This window comes from Mycobacterium sp. 23, from assembly GCF_048287075.1.
GTDB lineage: Bacteria > Actinomycetota > Actinomycetes > Mycobacteriales > Mycobacteriaceae > Mycobacterium > Mycobacterium gordonae_B.
On record NZ_JBLVUX010000005.1, the window covers coordinates 6669618 to 6686231 of the forward strand.

Sequence of the window (16614 nt, forward strand, 5' to 3'; positions counted from 1 at the left end):
TTCTAACAGTGCTCGAATTGATTCGAACATGGCTCGAATGACGGCGCGGCGCGCCTACGGCGAGCTGGACCGCACCCAGGTGGTGTCCTCGCTGCACACCCTCGCGCGCCGCGTCGGGGTGCAGCAGGTGACGATGCGCGAGCTGGCCGCCGAACTCGGTGCCGCGGTGCCGTCGGTCTACTACCACGTGCCGGGCAAACAGGCCGCGCTGGATCTGCTGGCCGAGTCGGTGCTGGCCGGGATCCCGATGCCCGAGGCCGGACCCTGGGACACCCGGCTGGCCGAACTCTATTGCGCGGCGCGCGAAGTCATGCTTGGCGTGCCCGGGATAGCGGGCATCCTGCAGACCCGCGGCGGTGGGGAGCGGGCCCGCCGCCTGGACCGGCTCAGTCGCTCGCTGCTCACCGAAGCGGGGCTCGCCAAATCCGTTGCCGCGGCGTCGCACACGGTGCTCTACACCTACCTGCTGGGCTCGGTCAGTCTGGACGAGTCCCGCGGCAAACCATCATCCACCAAGCGTTTTCGGGCCGGCCTGGACGTGATCATCGCCGGCATCAAGGCATCCGAGGGGGAGTCATGACCGTTCCAAAGCTGGGGTCACTGGTGGTCGAGAACCAGGACACGCAGGCCGATCGCGACGCCGCGGCGGTGCTGAACCCTGACACCTTCGTCGCCGGCGCCCCTTTCGACGCGATGGCCAGGTTGCGCGCGGACGCGCCGGTGCACCCGGTGCAGATGTCCGGCCTGCCCCGGGCGTGGCTGCTGACCAAACATGCCGACGTGCGACTGGTCAGCCGTGACACCGACACCTTCACCAGCAGCCGGGGCAACACCCTGGTCGAGGTCGAGGCGGGGCCCACCTCGGCGATGCTGCCGGGCATCGACCCGCCGCGGCACGTGCACTACCGCAAGCTGATCAACCAGGGCTTCACGGCCCGCAACGTGTTGCGGCTGGAGCCGCAGATGCGTCAGGTCGCCCGCAACATCGTCGCCGACATCACCGAGAAGGGTGAATTCGACGCCGTACCAGACATTTCCGCGGAGATGTCGCTGCAGGTGATCGCCGACGTGCTCGGGGTGCCGGCCGAAGACCGGATGGAGGTGTTCCGGTGGAGCAACGCGATCGGCACGCTGGGCATCGAAGACCCGGACTACGCCCCCACCCCGGAGGCGCTGGGGCAGGCGGCCGCCGAGATGTTCCGCTACTGCGGCGAACTGGTCAAGCACCGGCGGACACACGGCCTGACCGACGACATTCTGTCGGCGCTGCTGGCCGCCGAGGTGGACGGCGAGAAGCTCAACCGCGACCAGCTCAACGAATTCTTCCTGCTGCTGGCCATCGCCGGCAACGAGACCACCCGAAACACCCTGAGCCACGGCATCTTAGCGCTGTCGCAGCACCCTGAGCAGCAGGCACTACTGGCCCGCGACCCCGATGCCGTCAAGCCCGCGGTGGAGGAACTGCTGCGCTGGGCGAGCCCGGTGATGCACTTCCGCCGCACCGTCACCCGCGACGTCGAGATCCGCGGGCAGCGGATCCCCGCCGGTGACTGGGTGCTGATGCACTATCTGTCGGCCAACCGCGACGAGGAGGTGTTCGACCGCGCCGACGAATTCGACGTCACCCGAACGGATGCCGGGCACGCGGCGTTCGGCGGCGGGGGAGTGCACTTCTGCCTCGGCGCCCAGCTCGCCCGGCTGGAGCTGCGGGTCATGCTCGAGGAGCTGTATCCGAATGTGCCCGGGCTGACGGTGACCGGCGAGCCGGACCGGCTGAGGTCGTCGTTCTTCCATGGCATCAAACGACTTCCGTGCAGTACCGGCTAGCTGCCTTCCGCCTTGGTTATCTGATCGCCGATATCGTCCGCGGATAACCGCGCCTGCAGGAACGCGCCGGAGGTCGGCAGGCTGAGGTGCAGCTGGGATGCTCCGCTGACGCCGACGTCGCCGCGTTCCAGCGTGAAATCGAGCACGTGGCCGCCGGCGTTGCGGTCGTCGTTGAGGAAGTGCAGGTGATAGCCCGCGACGGAAATGCCCTGTTCGAAGTCGGGGGTGCGAAAGCCGACCAGGGTGCCCGAGACGTCGGTGAACCGGGTTTCGGCCTGCCCTTCGGTCGCTTCGGTCAGCGGTGGATACGGCTGCTGCTGTTCCATCACGGTGCGGGTGTGCAGGTCGGCGAAGTGGCCGGTGACCCGGATCGCGTAGATCAGGTTGGTGCTGGCGATCCGCTGGTCGATGGCGGCGGTCACCGCGGCGCGGTCGGTGCGTTCGGTGATCGCGATGCCGAAGTCGCGGTGGAAGCGGGTGATCGCCGCGAAGGGTGTGCGGTCGGTTGGCGCTGCGCGCGTGGCGGTTCCGTCCGCGCGCAACCGGTAGCAGACGCCGTCGAGGATCACCATCTCGCCGTCGAGGTGGTTGAAGGTGCCCAACCCGAAATCGCCGTGCTGCAGGATGTCGGCCACGGTGGCCTCGCCGTCATACACGCCGTCGAGCAGGGCGCCGATGGTGGAGTACTGGTACACCTCGGCATCATGGCCGAGAAGGGCTGTGGCCCAACGGCGGAAGTGCTCGCGGGCGGTGCTCATTCGAACGTGTCGTCGTGTAGGTGGGCGGCCAAGTCGACGTTGTGGCTGTAGTCGACCGGGACGTCGATCAACGAGGGGCCGGGTTCGGCCAGCGCCTGTCGCAGGACCGAGCCGAATTCTTCGAGGCTGTGTACCCGGTAGCCGTGTGCGCCGAATGCCTGGGCGTAGGAGATCACGTCGTAGTCGCCGAGCTGCACTCCGGACTTGCGGCCGTATTTGAGCTCTTCCTGGAAGCCGACCATGTCGTAGCTGTTGTCGCGGAAGATGATGTGGGTGAACGTCAAACCGAGCCGGGTGGCGGTCTCGAGTTCCTGCGCGGAGAACAGGAACCCGCCGTCGCCCGACACCGAGACGACGGGCGTGCCTGGCCGGACCAGGCAGGCGGCCATCGCCCAGGGCAGCGCGACCCCGAGAGTCTGCTGGCCATTGGAGAACAGTAGCCGGCGCGGCTCGTAGACCCGGAAATGCCGGGCCAGGTAGATATAGACCGAGCCGATGTCACAGGCGATAGTCGCGGTGTCGTCGAGCTCTTCGCGCAGCCGCAGCACCACCGCGACCGGGTTCAGGCCCGGGCCGGCCGGGGGCTGGTCGCGCGCGGCATTGTCGATGTGCGCCAACGCGTTCCGTTGGACGGCGACCTCGCTCTGGTAGTCGCTGGTCGGCGCGAACCCGGTCAGCGAGTCCGTCAATGCGGTGAGGGTAGCCGCGATATCGCCGCGCAGTTCCGCCGTCGGCAGATAGTGGTTGTCGACGTCGGCGGGGATGGAGTCGATGTGCACGATCGTGCGGTCGACATTGTTGTTCCACAACACCGGGTCGTATTCCACGGCGTCGTAACCGATGGTGACGATGACGTCGGCGTGGGCCACGATGACGTCGCCGGGCTGGTTGCGGAACAGTCCCACCCGGCCCAGGAAGCAGTCCTCCAGCTCTCGGGAGATGACGCCGGCGGCTTGGAATGTCTCCACGACGGGCAGTCCCGTCGCCGCCACCAAAGCCCTTAATTCCGTGCAGGTTTCGGGATCGGCACCGCGGATGCCGACCAGCAGCGCCGGCCGCTGCGCGGTGCGGATCAACTCGGCCGCCCGCGTCACCAGCTCGGACGGCGCCGCCGCGAGCGGGGGAATCGGCAACGCCGCGGTGATCCCCGCGTCGGTCGGGGCGGCCAGCACGTCCGCGGGCAGGACAACCGCTGTGGCTCCACACGGTTCGGTCAGCGCGACACGGAACGCGGTCACGGTGGCCTCGGCGGCGTTGTCGGGATGGTCGATCTCGCCGGTGTACTTGGTGACCGTCCGCAACAGCGCGGCGGCGTCCATCGACTGGTGGGTGCGCTTGAGCCGGTCCTCGCGCTGCACCGCGCCGCACAGCGCCACTACGGGATCCTGTTCGGTGTTGGCGGTGAGCAGGCCCGTGGCGAGATTGGCGGTGCCCGGCCCGGAGGTGACCAGCACGACGCCGGGAATGCCGGTGAGCCGCCCGACGGCGGCGGCCATGAACGCGGCGTTCTGTTCGTGCCGGCACACCACCACGTCGGGGCCGCCGTCGAGTAGCGCGTCGTACACCGCGTCGATTTTCGCGCCCGGCACCCCGAAGACGTACGGCACGCCTTGCGCGGACAGCACGTCGACGATCTTCTGAGCGCTACGCACGGAAGTCACGTCAAGGACGCTACCCGAGCCAGCGGCGCAGCGCTCCGCCCAGTGCATCGGCTGATGCGAAGTCGCTTGTCGCTCAAGCGATATGACAGGACCCTATTCCACGTCGGCCGGACCGAGCAGCCGCACCTCTTCCAGGTCCATGGTCTCCTGGATCTCGCGGAGCACGATGTCGTCGATGAGGCGCTGGTTACGCAGCTCGGTAACGGCCTGGCGTTTGCGCTCCAGCACCCGAAGATGCACCTCGCGTATCTTGTCCCGCGCCTCGGTGAGGTGGTTGCTGTCTTCCGAGTCGTCGCCGTCGGCTTCGGCGAGCCGGGCCTTCTCTTCGTATTCCTTCTGCAGCCGGGCCATCAGCTTGGGGCCGACGCCGACTTCCGCGGCGACCTCCGGCAACGCTTCCAGTGCTGCCTCGGAGCCGCGGGTGCGGGCCAGCTGCACCTCCTCGGCGCGTGCGACATCTTCGGGCAACCGCGCCCACCGGACCACCAGGGGCAGCGTGCTGCCCTGGATGAGGACGGTTGTCAGGATGACCACGGAGACCACGAAGATGATCAGGTTGCGGTCGGGAAACGGTGCGCCGGTATGTGTTTCCAGCGGCACCGCGAGCGCCGCGGCCAGCGAGACCGCACCGCGGAAACCGGCCCAACTGGTGACGCTGCGCTGGCGGAACGGAACGTGACGGGTGTCCCGGTGCGCGGATTTGTCGATGGCCAGCCCCAGGACGGTGGTCAGCTCGACCCAGAGGAACCGTGTCGCGATCACCACACCGCACACCGCGAACGCCAGAAAGACGGCGTGCCGGATACCGCCGTGGACGTCGGCGATTCCACGGATGGCGTTAGGGATCTGGACGCCCACGAACACCCACAGCGAACCATTGAGCAGGAATGTGGTGATGTCCCAGAACGCGAAGGACTGCAACCGCGAGCGCGCCCGGATGACCCGCGGGCTGACGTAGGTGAGCATCAGCGCGGACACCAGCACCGCGACCACACCGCTGCAATGCGTGGTCTCCGCGAGCAAGAACGCGGCGAACGGAGTGAGCAGGCTCAGCGCACCCTCCTCCAACGGCGCGTCGATGCGGCGGCGCAGCAGCGTCACCAGTCCGCCGACGATCAGCCCGGCGACGATGCCGCCGAGGTAGGAGTAGATGAACCGCAGCGTGAGGGCCAGCGGGCCGACCTCGCCGCCACCGACCGCGACCGACACGGTCACCCCGAACAGCACCAGCGCGGTGCCGTCGTTGATGAGGCTCTCGCCGCGCAGCACGGTCAACGACCGGCGCGGCAATTTTTTCGCCAGGCCGGCGACGGCCGCCGCGTCGGTGGGCGAGAGTACGGCGCCCAGCACCGCGGCCGCATGCGATTCCATGCCCATCGCCCGCGCCGCCGTGGACACCGCGAAGGCCGTGGCGATGACCAGGCCGATGCTGGTCATCACGATGACCCGCATGTTGTTCTTGATCTCGCGGAAGCTGGTGTTCAGGCTCTCCCAGTACAGGATCGCCGGCAGGAACAGCAGTAGCACCAGCTCGCCCTCGATGTGGACATGCGCGAAGCGGGGGATCAGCCCGAGCAGCGCGCCGAGGAAGATGAGCAGGACCGGGGGACCGACCCGGAACCGCCGGCCCAGGAGGGTGCCCAGCACCACAGTGGTAACGAGCGCAACGATGAGAACAAGCGCAAACACCTGTCCCATCCTTGCTTATGGCTGGACGGGCGTCGCGTCAGCTGCAGTCGCAGCAGTCTCCGCAGTCGCAGCAGCAGCTGTCACCCTCGCAGCAGGTGTCGCAGCAGCAGTCGCATTCGCATTCGCAGCAGCAGGCGTCGGTGCAGCTGTCCCAGCACCCTCGTTTCGGCTTGGGCTGCATTTCGGGCGGCAGTTCCCCGGGGGCTCCGGGGTAGTTGCCGAAACCCTGCGGACCTTGCGGGCCGAAGTTGATGCCCTCCTGCTGACCGTGCGCGGTGCCGTCGGGGTAGTTGCCTTTGGGGTCGAAGGTGCGCGAGACCGAGCGCCTGAGCTCCTTGGTCAGCAACCGCTTCGGCAGCCGGCCGTCGGTGAAGTCGACGTCGGCCAGTGCGAGCTGGATGCCGAGCACCGCGTCGTCGCACAGCGTGCGGGCCTCGGCGAGGGTTGTGCCGGTGGCGGCCAATGGATTCCACTTGCCGCGGGCCACGTCGTCGCGGTAGTCCTCGACGGCGTCCAGCAGATGCGCGACCCGTCCGAACAGCTGCCCGATCTCGCGCAAAGGCGCCTCGTTGGCCGGGCGGCCGGCCAGCACGGCGGTGTGGGCGAAGGCCGCGGCGACGGCGGTCTCGGTGGGTTCGGTGACTGTGAGCAGGGAGCTGCCGGGGCCCGCCGATGCTTCCAGTTCGGCCTGCCGGTCCATCGCGGCCACCAGCACGCCGGCGTCGAAGCCCAACTCGTGCCCGGTGTCGGTGCCGCGGCGCACCCAGCGTTCGGCGATGCGCCGAGCGGTGGGACGCACCGCCGCGACCCCGACCAGGCCGTCGCGGTCGTCGACGTGGTCGCGGACCTTCGCCGCGGCCAGCGCGAGCGACACCACGGCGGCCAGTCGCACGCATTCGCCGGTCGCCACGTCCGCGCGCTTCATGCCGCGCAACGGACACGGCCCGGCCGTGCGGCGCGTCGGCTTTGCCGCCGACTGCGCTTCGACCAACAGCGAGACGATCAGGCCGTCATAGTTGGTTGCGATTCGCGCGGCCTGACCGTAGTCGTCACGCAACGCCAGACACAGGCCGCAGAGCTGGGCGCGCCAAGCCGCGGTGAGTTCGCCGCCGAGCCGATGACGGCAGGGCCGAATGATGCCAAACACGCATTGAAAGTACCGGACTGTTTGCTGGTGCGGGGGTATTGCCGCCTGTTTCGGGTGTGCGTGTACTGCGCGATTTCAGCGATTTTTCCACCACCAGGGCACGCTCGAAGCGGTCAGCGCACACTCGGTCCGCGGAGGACTATGGTGCACTGATGAAGGTCAAGCAGCTGGCCGTCCTCGTCCTGTTTCTGATGCTCGTGGGGTGTTCGAGCCCGAGCAAGGCGGCCACCAAAACCATCGACGTCCCCATCGACGACGTGCTCAATCAGAGCTCGATCACCCGCGATGTCACGCTCGCGGTCGGTGACACGCTGAAGGTTTCGTTGGGCGCCAACCACACCACCCCCTACCGCTGGACAGACGACCCGAAGATCGGTGACGCCGCGCTGCTGAAGCAGGCCAGTCACGAATATGTGCGGGGCGACACTGACCGGATGGGCGCACCCGGCACCGAGGTGTGGACGTTCACCGCACTGAAGTCCGGCAAGACGACGATCGTCGCCAACTACCGCAGCGTCGTCGGCGACGCCGCGCCGACGTGCACCTTCACCGCGAACGTGACGGTGCAGTAGTGCCGCGTTGGCCCAGGTTCTCCAATGTGCCGGGGGAGTTGCAGGCCGAGCTCGAGGCGGAGGGCATCATCTTGCTCGCTGCGCGGGTGCCCGTTCGCCGCAGCTTCAGCGGTCACGTGCCGGGTGTCTACTCGGCTGCGGGTGTGGCGCGCTATCGCGGCATGTTCGCGTTCACCGAGCAGCGAATCGTCGCCACCTTTCCGACGGGCGCGGACCCGAATCTGCGGTCCATCGATTGCCGGTGGGACGCCGAGCCCGGGCCGGCCATTGCGACGATCTCGGGGCATGGTTTGGCGATCGAGATCGATCTGCGCCAAGTCGACCACGCCTTCACGGGAACGATGAAACTGAACTATCGGCGGGAGATTCCCGGCGAGGTGCTGCAGCGGCTGCCGGCCGCGACGGTGAAGTACCGGCTGGAACCGATGTTCGTGTACCGCGCGGCCGGGGTGCGTCCCCGGGTATAGAGAGGAGCCCAGCGATGAGCACGGTTGACTTCCACTTCGATCCGATGTGTCCATTCGCCTACCAGACCTCGGTGTGGATCCGGAACGTTCGCGAGCAGGTGGGCATCACCATCGACTGGCGCTTCTTCAGCCTCGAAGAGGTCAACCGCGTCGAGGGCAAGAAGCACCCGTGGGAACGGGGCTGGTCCTACGGCTGGTCGCTGATGCGCATCGGAGCGCTATTGCGCCGCACCGACATGGAGCTGCTGGACCGCTGGTATGCCGCGATCGGTCACGAGCTGCACGATCTGGGCGGCAAGCCGCACGACCCCGCGGTAGCGCGCCGACTGCTCGGTGAAATCGGTTGTGACGCTGAGGTTCTGGATGCTGCTTTAGCGGACCCATCGACCCACGACGACGTCCGTGCCGAGCACCAGCGCGTGGTCGACGCCGGCGGGTACGGGGTGCCGACGATGTTCCTGGACGGCCAGTGCTTGTTCGGGCCGGTGCTGGTGGACCCGCCGGACGGCGCGGACGCGCTGAAGCTCTGGGATGTCGTCACCGGCATGGCATCTTTGCCGCACGTGTACGAGCTGCAGCGGCCCAAGTCAGCGGCCGACGCCGAACTGATCGGGCGCAGCCTGCGCCCGTATCTGGACGGGCGCGACTGGGTGAGCATCAATCGCGGTGAAGTGGTGGACGTGGATCGGTTGGCCGGGCGGTCGTAGAGCCTCGCCATAGGGATTTCGTTCCCCTCGCTAATTCGCCGGCTAACGCTCGACGTTGTTTCCTGGCCGGAAATCACGCGCGGAGCCTTTAGGGCCTTTAGTCCCTTATTTCCGCATTCCGGTACTCGTAGCATCTGCGCTGGGGCGACACGATTCCACTCGGGCATGGCCGCATCGGGGCGGCCAGGAATCGGGTCAGGAGGTCAACCATGGTCAATTTTCCGATGCTGCCGCCGGAAATCAATTCTTTGCTGATGTTCAGCGGCGCGGGTTCTGCGCCGATGGTGGACGCCGCGGCGGCGTGGAGTGGGTTGGCCGATGAGTTGGGTACGGCGGCGGATTCGTTCTCCTCGGTGACTTCAGGCCTGACCAGTCAGGCATGGCAAGGCCCGGCCGCGGCGGCGATGACCGCCGCGGCCGCGCCGTACGCGGGGTGGCTGAGCGCGGCGTCGGCCAGTGCTGCCGGTGCGGCGGCGCAGGCCCAGGCTGTCGTCAGCGCCTTCGAGGCCGCGCAGGTGGCGACGGTGCATCCGTTGCTGGTGGAAGCCAACCGCAGTGCGTTTGTGCAGCTGGTTCGCTCGAATTTTCTGGGCATCTTCGGGCCGGCGATCGCCGCGTTCGAGTTCGACTACGAGGCGATGTGGGCCGCTGACGTCGCCGCCATGACCGAATACCACGCGAGCGCTGCGGCGGCTGCCGCCGGATTGAACCCGTTCGAGCAGCTGTTGCAGGCTCTGCCATTCAACCTCGGCATCGGGAACAGACCGGGCAGTAACGGCAATATCGGCAACGGCAACAACGGCAACGCCAACATCGGCAGCGGTAACACGGGAAGCGGAAACCTCGGCGGCGGAAACGGCCGGGTCGGGCTCGCTGCCAATGGGAATATCGGCAGCGGGAACCTGGGCAATAACAACTTCGGCAGCGGAAACCGGGGCAACGACAACATCGGCTTCGGTAACCTAGGCAACCCCGCGACCAGTACCAACCCGGGCGCGAACTTCGGCTTTGGGAATTTCGGCAACGGAAACTTCGGCATCGGGAACCATGGCGACCTCAACGTCGGCGCTGGGAATACGGGCAATGGCAACGTCGGCTTCGGTCTCACCGGCAACAAGTTGGTCGGTGTCGGGGGTATCTACTACGACTCGGCGACGGCCCAGTTCGTGTTCAACGGCCTGAACTCGGGCGCCGGAAATATCGGCTTCGGTAACTCGGGCACCCACAACATCGGTTTCTTCAACTCCGGCGACGGCAATGTCGGCATTTTCAACTCCGGTTTCAACACCATTCCAGCCGATATTGGCAAGATTCAAGGCATCGGCATCGGACAATCCGGCTTCGGCAACATCGGCATCGGGAACACCGGCAATGGTAACTTCGGGCTGGGTAACTCGGGGGCGTTGGACACCGGCTTCTTCAACGCGGGTCAGGTGAATACCGGCTGGGGGAATGGCGGCGGCACCGCGCTGGGCGGCAACACCGGCTTCTGGAATTCGGGAAGCACCAATACCGGCTGGGGAAATGCGGGAAGTGCGAATACCGGCGTGTGGAATTTCGGCAGCCTGAACACGGGCGTGGGCAGCGTGACCGACCAACCCGGTCCGAATTCGGGCTTCGGGAACACCGGTACCGGCTCGTCGGGCTTCTTCAATACGGCTGCCGGAGGAACGGGATTCAACGGACGAAACTCGGGCTTCTTCAATTCGGCCAGCGGCGGCAGCCTCGGGGACGGCCAGCTATCCGGCTTCTTCAACACAGCTGTGACGAGCGCCGCGAACCCCAACAGCGCCCAGCTGGTCACCGGCTTGCTGAACACCGGCAACCGGGTCGCGGGTCTGTTCAGCCTGGTGCCGCTGTTGAAGCAGCTGACGGCGTAGTCGGCCTAGACCATCGCGGTCGGCGGGATCTTGAGCCCAATTGCCAAGGCGCCGGCCAGTTCTCGGCTGGTGTCGTAGTCGAAGATCACGTGCCCGCTGATCACGTCGGCGTCACGCTTGGCGCGTTGCAGCGGGTTGTCGAGGAAGTGGGCGCTGGCGCCGGATGCTTCGAGTAGGTCGGCGATGATGCTGCGGGATTCCTTGACGATGTGGGCGGCGGCCAGGCGTGCGTCGGCGCGGACGGTTCTAGGCACCTTGTTGCCGGTGGCCAGGATCTCGTTGATGCGACCGGTGGTGTCGTGCAGCAGGCCGTGCAAAGCGCGGAGCCGGACGCGAGCCGCACCCAGGCGGGCCTGGGCGGCGGGCTTGTCCTTCTGGCTGGTGCCCTCGTAGGCGATGACCCGTTCGCTGAGGCGCTGCGTGTAGATCTCCGTGACGCGTTCGGCTGCGCCGAGGGCCGGCATGGCGGCGGTGAGCGCGAGTGCGGGCACCAGGGGCCACCGGTAGACGTCCGCGTCGTGCAACCGGGCGCCCGGCGTGGTGCCGGCGTAGATGTCGGTGATCTTGACCAGGCGATGCTCGGGGATGAAGACGTGATCGGCGACGATGTCGTTGGATCCGGTGGCGCACATGCCGTCGGTGTGCCAAACGTCGACGATGCTGATGTCGTCGGCCGGGATGAGCGCGAGCGCCGGGTAGATGCCGTCGTCCGGGCCGCAGAGTGCGCCGACGATGGTCCAGTTGCCGTGCATCACGCCGGTGGCCCAGGACCAGCGTCCGCTCAGGGTGACTCCGCCGTTGGCCGGTGTGCCGCGGCCGGTGGGGGCCAGCGGGGCCGACGCGAAGAAGGGCTGCGTCGCGAAGCCTTCGGCCTGGGCCTGCTCGTCGAACAGGGACAGCATCCAGGTGTGCAGGGTGTAGAACGCGGCGGTCCAGGCGGTGGAGGTGCAACCGTGCGCCATCCGGCGTACGGGGTCGAAAATGGCTGCGAACTCGGCTTGTTGGCCGCCGTAGCCTTTGGGCTTGAGGAGCTCGGTGAAGCCGGACCCGCGGAGTTCGTCGACGGTGGCGTCCGGGAGCCTGCGCAGCCGTTCGGCTTCCTGGGCGCGCTGCTGGAGGCGTTCGACGAAATCGTCGGTGATAGCCGTCATGGTTTCACCATACCTTTGGGTATGGTCGGGCTTACGGGCGGAGCAGGAAGTCCAGAAATCTCTCGCGCTGCTGCTTTTCCGGTGTGCCAACCGACAGATGCAACAGGCCGATGCCGGCGGCGAAAGTTGTTCCGGCGCGCAGAGCTGCTTCGTCGGCATCAAATCCGAAGTCACGGAAGGCGCGTCGCACCTGCTTGAACAGCCGGCCGTCGGCGGCGCGGATGGCGGCGGCGATGTCTTCGTCGGATCGCGCCCACTCGCGCATGGCACGTTCCAGAGTCCAGTGGGTTGGCTTTATGAGCAGCCCGATCATCTGGGACAACCGTTCGCGTGGTTCGGTGTCGCCGAGCTCCTCGATCTCGCGGAGTTCGTCGTCTTTGAGCCGGGTCCAGGATTCGATCAGGGCTTTCCGGTAGGCCGCCATGTCGGTGAAATGCCAGTAGAAGCTGCCCTTGGTGACGTTCAGGCGCGCGCAGAGCCGGTCGAGTTTGAGGGCATTGAGGCCTTCGTCGGCCACCGTCGCGTAGCCCGCCTGCAGCCAATCGTCCACCGTGAGACGGCTGCTGGTCGCCATAGACCGCAGCCTACGTGGAAGGATCGGGTGATGACTTCGCCGCGTGGCGGGTCGCGTGTCGGGACCCGATTCGGACCGTACGAACTGCGATCCGTGCTGGGTACGGGCGGTATGGGTGAGGTGTACCGGGCCTTCGACACCGTTCGCGGGCGGATGGTGGCGCTGAAGCTGCTGCGCCCGGATCTGGCCGCCGACCCGCAATATCAGGAGCGTTTCCGGCGGGAGTCGCAGATCGCGGCGCGGCTGCAGGAACCGCACGTCATCCCCGTGCATGACTTCGGTGCGATCGGCGGGGTGTTGTTCATCGACATGCGCCTGGTGGATGGCGGCAGCCTCCGTGACATGCTGCAGGCTCGCGGCCCACTGGCGCCGGCGGATGCGGTGGCCATCGTCGCTCAGGTGGCGTCCGCGCTCGATGCCGCTCACGCGGACGGCTTGGTGCACCGCGACGTCAAGCCGGAGAACGTGCTGATCAACGCGGACGGGTTTGCCTATCTCGTCGACTTCGGGATCGCCCGCGGCGGCGGGGATCCCGGTTTGACGGGTGCGGGGTTGCCGATCGGGTCGTATCTGTACATGGCGCCAGAGCGCTTCAACGGAGACTGGGTCGGGCCGGCGACCGATGTCTACTCGCTGGCCTGCCTGTTGTACGAATGCCTGACGGGCAGAACACCTTTCGACTTTCCTGAACCCGCCGCGGTGATGAGCGCGCACCTCTTCTCGGCCCCGCCGCGGCCGAGCATCATGCGCCGCGGCGTTTCTCGGGCTTTCGACGGGGTCATTGCGAAGGGGATGGCCAAACAGCCTGCGGCGCGGTTCGTTTCGGCCGGTGAACTGGCCCGGTCGGCCGCGGCAGTTATGAACCCGCCGTCGGGCACGCGGCCGTTTGCCACCGATTACCCCAATCCCGAGGACACTGGATTCAGTCCGTATCCTTCCCCGGCTCCTGCGCCATTGGCTTTCCGGCGAAGTCGGTTGCCGATGTTCGTCGGGGGCTTCGCGGCATTGATGCTGGTGATCGCGGCCGTGCTGGCGGCGGTCTTGGCGTTCGGCGGCCGCTCAGGTCCGTCGGCGCCGTCGGCGTTGCCGGCTAGTTCTGTGGCCCCGTCCTTGTCCCGGCCGGTGGATGGCGCCGACGCGTTGGGCTTCGTCGGGCATACGGCGCGGTGTGACCCGGGCAGTCCGCCCGCGGCGGTGCTGCGGACCGCGAAGTCTCTGGTGGTGGTGTGTCAATCCGGACCTGGGAACTTCTACTACCGCGGTGAGCGGATCAGCGACGGCGCGCATATCGAATTACCTGGTGCGGTAAGGGCTTCCGGCGGGTTCGACGTGGTGAATCCGGCGAACGGGGTGCGCTACCAGATTCGTCCGGAGATGCTTACCATTCTCAGTGGTAGTCATGTTGATTCGGCGGAACCGGCTTTGCAGTACGCCGCGGCGGGTTGAGGCTCTGCGGATTCTCGGCGGCGAGTTGACTTTGCAGGTGGAGGTCGAGTCATGATCAAGCACATTCTCGGCGCCGCTGCAGTGTCCTTCGCGGTTGTCGTGACAGTCACCGTGGCCCCGGTGGCGATGGCGGACACCTACTGCGGCAAGTCCAGTCGCGGGGCGTCGGTCTACGCCGGCAACTCGGACACCTCGTGCGAATTCGCGTTGAAGACCGCGGAGACTTATCACGCGATTGGCAATGGCTCGGCGCCGTTCGATGTCTACAGCCCAGTGACCGGCCGGACGTATTCGATGACGTGTACGGCCGCCGGATCCGTATGCCAGGGCGGCAACAACGCGTTGGTGTACTTGCGCTAGGCCTCGTGGGCGCTGGCACAGTCGACTAGTTGGTTGCCCGCCTTTGCGCGACAATGCTTTGGCGTCCCCATTGTGGCCGTAGTGGGGGCAGGTCGGTGAGCCCGGGATCCGGCGGCACGGGACCCTCTCCGTCGTCGTTATCCCAACGGCGGCCGTACTGGTCGGGCATGTCACCCCAGCCCCAGTACGGCAGGGGAAACTGCGGCACGATGCCTAGCTCAACGTCAGGGTCGATCCGCCGAGGCTCCACCGTGCACAGGTGCGTCCAGCTGTCGCCGAAGTCGAATTCGTAGAGGAACTTTTTCACCCAGCTCGAGCGCGGACAGTCTGACGGTGACCGCATCCTCGGAGTCGATGGAGCCGTCGTCGGCGAACTGGAACTGGGACAGATGCGCGCGGTCCCAACGGGCGAACGCGGTGTCGATCGCATCGGCGAGTTGTCCGAATGTATGCGAGCGTGCCGCGGCGAAGACCCGGCCCGGACGAGGCCAGAAAATCCGGCCGTGACCGCTGATCAACTCCACCCGAATCGACAACCATGTCCGCGCCATGACTGCTCACGGTAGTCCCGCGTTGTCGCTATGAGGCGGGCAAACGCAATGCCGTTTCGGCCAGAGCGGCACGTGCGAAGATGACGCCATGCCCAGCGTGCGCATCGATGGCCTTCCCGAGGACAGCTACCGAGTGTTAAAAGAACGCGCGGCCCGCTCTGGCCAGTCGTTGCCGCAGTACCTCCGCAGTCGGTTGATTGCCGAGGCGAGCCAACCCACACTGGAAGAAGTCGTCGAACGAGTGGCGTCGCACCGCGGCGGTCGAGTATCGGTTGAGGCGGCGGTCGAACATACTCGGGCCGAGCGTGATCAGCGTTGATGCGAGCGTGCTGGCTGGTGCGTCGTCGGATGCTCGCCAGTTAACCCCTTACTCGCCGAACACCACGCCGGGGTTGAGAATGCCTGCCGGGTCGAAGCTTTCCTTGATCCGTCGCATCAACGCCACTTTGGCAGGGTCTTCCAGCTTCAGGTAGTACGGCGTCTTGGCGCGCCCCAGCCCGTGCTCGCCGGAGATGGCACCGCCCAATTCCATTGCCAGCGCGAAGATATCGGTCATCAACTGCTTGCGTGCCACCTCATCCTTCAACAGGATCGCCAGGTGCACATTGCCGTCGCCGGCATGCCCGCAGCCCGCCACACCACCGCCAGCCGACGAGGCCAAACCCCGCACCGTGCTGAGGAATTTCGGCATCGCCGACCGCGGCACCACGGTGTCGATGATGTCGTCGGCCCCGATCGCCTTGGCCGTCCAGAACGCCTTCTCCCGCGCCTCGATCAACCGCCGCGCCGACCCGCCCTCCAGCACGTACGCGTCCACCGCACCCAATTCGGCCAGCAACTCACCGGTGCGCTCGACATCCTCGTCCAACCGATCTGACGTCCGGTTCTCAAGGCCCACAACGAGATACGCCGCGCAGCTGTCCCGCACCCGGTCGGGGATGCCCAGCTCCAGATTCTGGGTGTGAATGATCGCGGCCATCGTCAGATTGTCGATGTACTCGAGGATGTAAGGTGCCAGCCCGGCGGCAAGGACGGCGGGCACCGCCGTCATCACCTGGTCGAAGTCGGCGAACGGCGCCACCACCGTGGCGCTGTGGTCCAGGCGCGGGTACAGCTTGACGATCACCTCGGTGGCCAGCGCCAGGGTGCCTTCGGAGCCGACGATCAGCTGCGTCAGGTCATACCCGGTCGACACCTTGGCGATCTTGCCTCCGGTGCGGATGATCTCGCCCGTCGGCAACACCGCCTGCAACCCGAGCACGTTGTGCCGGGACACCCCGTACTTGACCGCACGCATCCCGCCCGCGTTGGTGCCGACGTTGCCGCCGACGCTGGCGGACAGCTCGCCCGGGTACACCATGTAGCGCAGGCCGTACTCGTCGGTGGCGGCGTCGAGTTCGGTCAGCGTGATCCCGGGCTGCACGACGGCGACCTGATTGGTGGTGTCGACCTCGAGGACCTTGTTCATCCGCTCGAAAGAGATCAGCAGGCCGCCCGCCATGGGACGCGCGGCGCCCGACAGGCCGGACCCGGACCCGCGGGCCGTCACCGGCACCCCGTGTTCGGACGCCGCCTTGAGCAGTTCCGCGACCTCCTCGGCGGTGGCCGGCTTGGCGACATAGGCGGGCTGCACCGGCGACTGCGTCAGCTCCTCGTCGTGGGAGTAGTCCTCGGGGACCGCGTCGCCGGCCAGCAGATGCTCCGCGCCGACGATCTCGGCGAACCGCGCTGTCATGTCGCTCATCGGCATCAATCTATCCTTCGTTCGGCCCTGGAAGGTGAGGACTTCTGACTCTCACCAGCGCACCCGTTGGGGCGGATAGT

Annotated in this window: 17 protein-coding genes; 9 read left to right on the plus strand and 8 right to left on the minus strand. The window is 66.8% G+C overall.

The genetic code is table 11. The annotated features are described in order from the left end of the window. Positions 1-37: 37 nt before the first annotated feature. Positions 38-580, plus strand: a complete 543-nt coding sequence (locus tag ACNQS7_RS31535) for a TetR/AcrR family transcriptional regulator C-terminal domain-containing protein (protein ID WP_418015650.1) — start codon at positions 38-40, stop codon at positions 578-580. After that, complete coding sequence (locus tag ACNQS7_RS31540) at positions 577-1827, plus strand: cytochrome P450 (RefSeq protein WP_418015651.1); 1251 nt, start codon at positions 577-579, stop codon at positions 1825-1827. The genes ACNQS7_RS31535 and ACNQS7_RS31540 overlap by 4 nt, the downstream gene beginning before the upstream one ends. Here the strand turns inward: ACNQS7_RS31540 and budA are convergent. The 4 genes from budA to ACNQS7_RS31560 all read right to left on the minus strand — a co-directional run bounded on the left by budA (position 1824) and on the right by ACNQS7_RS31560 (position 7082). Next, positions 1824-2585 (minus strand): acetolactate decarboxylase, encoded by a 762-nt coding sequence (budA, locus tag ACNQS7_RS31545; RefSeq protein WP_418015652.1) that lies wholly within the window; start codon positions 2583-2585, stop codon positions 1824-1826. The two genes, ACNQS7_RS31540 and budA, sit on opposite strands and share 4 nt — an antisense overlap. Further along, positions 2582-4246, minus strand: a complete 1665-nt coding sequence (gene alsS / locus ACNQS7_RS31550; protein WP_418015653.1) for an acetolactate synthase AlsS — start codon at positions 4244-4246, stop codon at positions 2582-2584. Before alsS ends, budA begins: the two co-directional genes overlap by 4 nt. A 93-nt stretch (positions 4247-4339) precedes the next feature. Further along, entirely contained in the window at positions 4340-5935 is a 1596-nt protein-coding gene (locus ACNQS7_RS31555; RefSeq protein WP_418015654.1) for a Na+/H+ antiporter, read from the minus strand. Between the two features lie 37 nt (positions 5936-5972). Continuing rightward, positions 5973-7082 (minus strand): DUF5685 family protein, encoded by a 1110-nt coding sequence (locus ACNQS7_RS31560; protein WP_418015655.1) that lies wholly within the window; start codon positions 7080-7082, stop codon positions 5973-5975. Positions 7083-7234: 152 nt separating this feature from the next. Between ACNQS7_RS31560 and ACNQS7_RS31565 the strand changes: the two genes are divergently transcribed. From ACNQS7_RS31565 to ACNQS7_RS31580, 4 genes are all read left to right on the plus strand, one after another. Beyond that, positions 7235-7654 carry a protease inhibitor I42 family protein gene (locus ACNQS7_RS31565; protein WP_418015656.1) on the plus strand — a complete coding sequence of 140 codons (420 nt, stop codon included), beginning with the start codon at positions 7235-7237 and terminating at the stop codon, positions 7652-7654. After that, a complete protein-coding gene (locus tag ACNQS7_RS31570) occupies positions 7654-8121 on the plus strand; it encodes a hypothetical protein (RefSeq protein WP_418015657.1) in 468 nt (155 codons plus the stop codon). Before ACNQS7_RS31565 ends, ACNQS7_RS31570 begins: the two co-directional genes overlap by 1 nt. Positions 8122-8135: 14 nt before the next feature. After that, positions 8136-8828, plus strand: coding sequence for a DsbA family protein (locus tag ACNQS7_RS31575; RefSeq protein ID WP_418015658.1), 693 nt, complete (start codon positions 8136-8138; stop codon positions 8826-8828). A gap of 209 nt (positions 8829-9037) precedes the next feature. Beyond that, complete coding sequence (locus ACNQS7_RS31580; RefSeq protein ID WP_418015659.1) at positions 9038-10708, plus strand: PPE domain-containing protein; 1671 nt, start codon at positions 9038-9040, stop codon at positions 10706-10708. Between the two features lie 5 nt (positions 10709-10713). Here the strand turns inward: ACNQS7_RS31580 and ACNQS7_RS31585 are convergent, their stop codons facing one another. Both ACNQS7_RS31585 and ACNQS7_RS31590 read right to left on the minus strand, forming a co-directional pair. Beyond that, positions 10714-11859, minus strand: coding sequence for an acyl-CoA dehydrogenase (locus tag ACNQS7_RS31585; protein WP_418015660.1), 1146 nt, complete (start codon positions 11857-11859; stop codon positions 10714-10716). Between the two features lie 31 nt (positions 11860-11890). Continuing rightward, positions 11891-12433: a TetR/AcrR family transcriptional regulator gene (locus ACNQS7_RS31590; protein WP_418015661.1), complete on the minus strand. Its 543-nt coding sequence runs from the start codon at positions 12431-12433 to the stop codon at positions 11891-11893. A 30-nt stretch (positions 12434-12463) separates the two neighbouring features. Between ACNQS7_RS31590 and ACNQS7_RS31595 the strand changes: the two genes are divergently transcribed. Together ACNQS7_RS31595 and ACNQS7_RS31600 are read left to right on the plus strand one after the other, a co-directional pair. Next, positions 12464-13879, plus strand: coding sequence for a serine/threonine-protein kinase (locus tag ACNQS7_RS31595; RefSeq protein WP_418015662.1), 1416 nt, complete (start codon positions 12464-12466; stop codon positions 13877-13879). A 51-nt stretch (positions 13880-13930) separates the two neighbouring features. Further along, a complete protein-coding gene (locus ACNQS7_RS31600; RefSeq protein WP_418015663.1) occupies positions 13931-14239 on the plus strand; it encodes a hypothetical protein in 309 nt (102 codons plus the stop codon). A gap of 224 nt (positions 14240-14463) precedes the next feature. Here the strand turns inward: ACNQS7_RS31600 and ACNQS7_RS31605 are convergent, their stop codons facing one another. After that, positions 14464-14790 carry a hypothetical protein gene (locus tag ACNQS7_RS31605; protein WP_418015664.1) on the minus strand — a complete coding sequence of 109 codons (327 nt, stop codon included), beginning with the start codon at positions 14788-14790 and terminating at the stop codon, positions 14464-14466. Between the two features lie 88 nt (positions 14791-14878). Here ACNQS7_RS31605 and ACNQS7_RS31610 point away from each other — a divergent pair, with 88 nt between their 5' ends. Beyond that, a complete protein-coding gene (locus ACNQS7_RS31610) occupies positions 14879-15109 on the plus strand; it encodes a hypothetical protein (RefSeq protein ID WP_418015665.1) in 231 nt (76 codons plus the stop codon). A 48-nt stretch (positions 15110-15157) separates the two neighbouring features. Here ACNQS7_RS31610 and ACNQS7_RS31615 read toward each other — a convergent pair whose 3' ends face one another. Continuing rightward, complete coding sequence (locus ACNQS7_RS31615) at positions 15158-16534, minus strand: FAD-binding oxidoreductase (RefSeq protein ID WP_418015666.1); 1377 nt, start codon at positions 16532-16534, stop codon at positions 15158-15160. Between the last annotated feature and the right edge of the window lie 80 nt (positions 16535-16614).

Bases quoted from the DNA above. Each gene is read 5' to 3' on its own strand.
- ACNQS7_RS31580 (WP_418015659.1), top strand. From the start codon at position 9,038: ATGGTCAATTTTCCGATGCTGCCGCCGGAAATCAATTCTTTGCTGATG.
- ACNQS7_RS31565 (WP_418015656.1), top strand. From the start codon at position 7,235: ATGAAGGTCAAGCAGCTGGCCGTCCTCGTCCTGTTTCTGATGCTCGTG.
- ACNQS7_RS31540 (WP_418015651.1), top strand. From the start codon at position 577: ATGACCGTTCCAAAGCTGGGGTCACTGGTGGTCGAGAACCAGGACACG.
- ACNQS7_RS31585 (WP_418015660.1), bottom strand. From the start codon at position 11,859: ATGACGGCTATCACCGACGATTTCGTCGAACGCCTCCAGCAGCGCGCC.
- ACNQS7_RS31610 (WP_418015665.1), top strand. From the start codon at position 14,879: ATGCCCAGCGTGCGCATCGATGGCCTTCCCGAGGACAGCTACCGAGTG.
- ACNQS7_RS31575 (WP_418015658.1), top strand. From the start codon at position 8,136: ATGAGCACGGTTGACTTCCACTTCGATCCGATGTGTCCATTCGCCTAC.
- ACNQS7_RS31615 (WP_418015666.1), bottom strand. From the start codon at position 16,534: ATGAGCGACATGACAGCGCGGTTCGCCGAGATCGTCGGCGCGGAGCAT.
- ACNQS7_RS31605 (WP_418015664.1), bottom strand. From the start codon at position 14,790: ATGGCGCGGACATGGTTGTCGATTCGGGTGGAGTTGATCAGCGGTCAC.
- ACNQS7_RS31590 (WP_418015661.1), bottom strand. From the start codon at position 12,433: ATGGCGACCAGCAGCCGTCTCACGGTGGACGATTGGCTGCAGGCGGGC.
- budA (WP_418015652.1), bottom strand. From the start codon at position 2,585: ATGAGCACCGCCCGCGAGCACTTCCGCCGTTGGGCCACAGCCCTTCTC.
- ACNQS7_RS31600 (WP_418015663.1), top strand. From the start codon at position 13,931: ATGATCAAGCACATTCTCGGCGCCGCTGCAGTGTCCTTCGCGGTTGTC.
- ACNQS7_RS31535 (WP_418015650.1), top strand. From the start codon at position 38: ATGACGGCGCGGCGCGCCTACGGCGAGCTGGACCGCACCCAGGTGGTG.
- ACNQS7_RS31595 (WP_418015662.1), top strand. From the start codon at position 12,464: ATGACTTCGCCGCGTGGCGGGTCGCGTGTCGGGACCCGATTCGGACCG.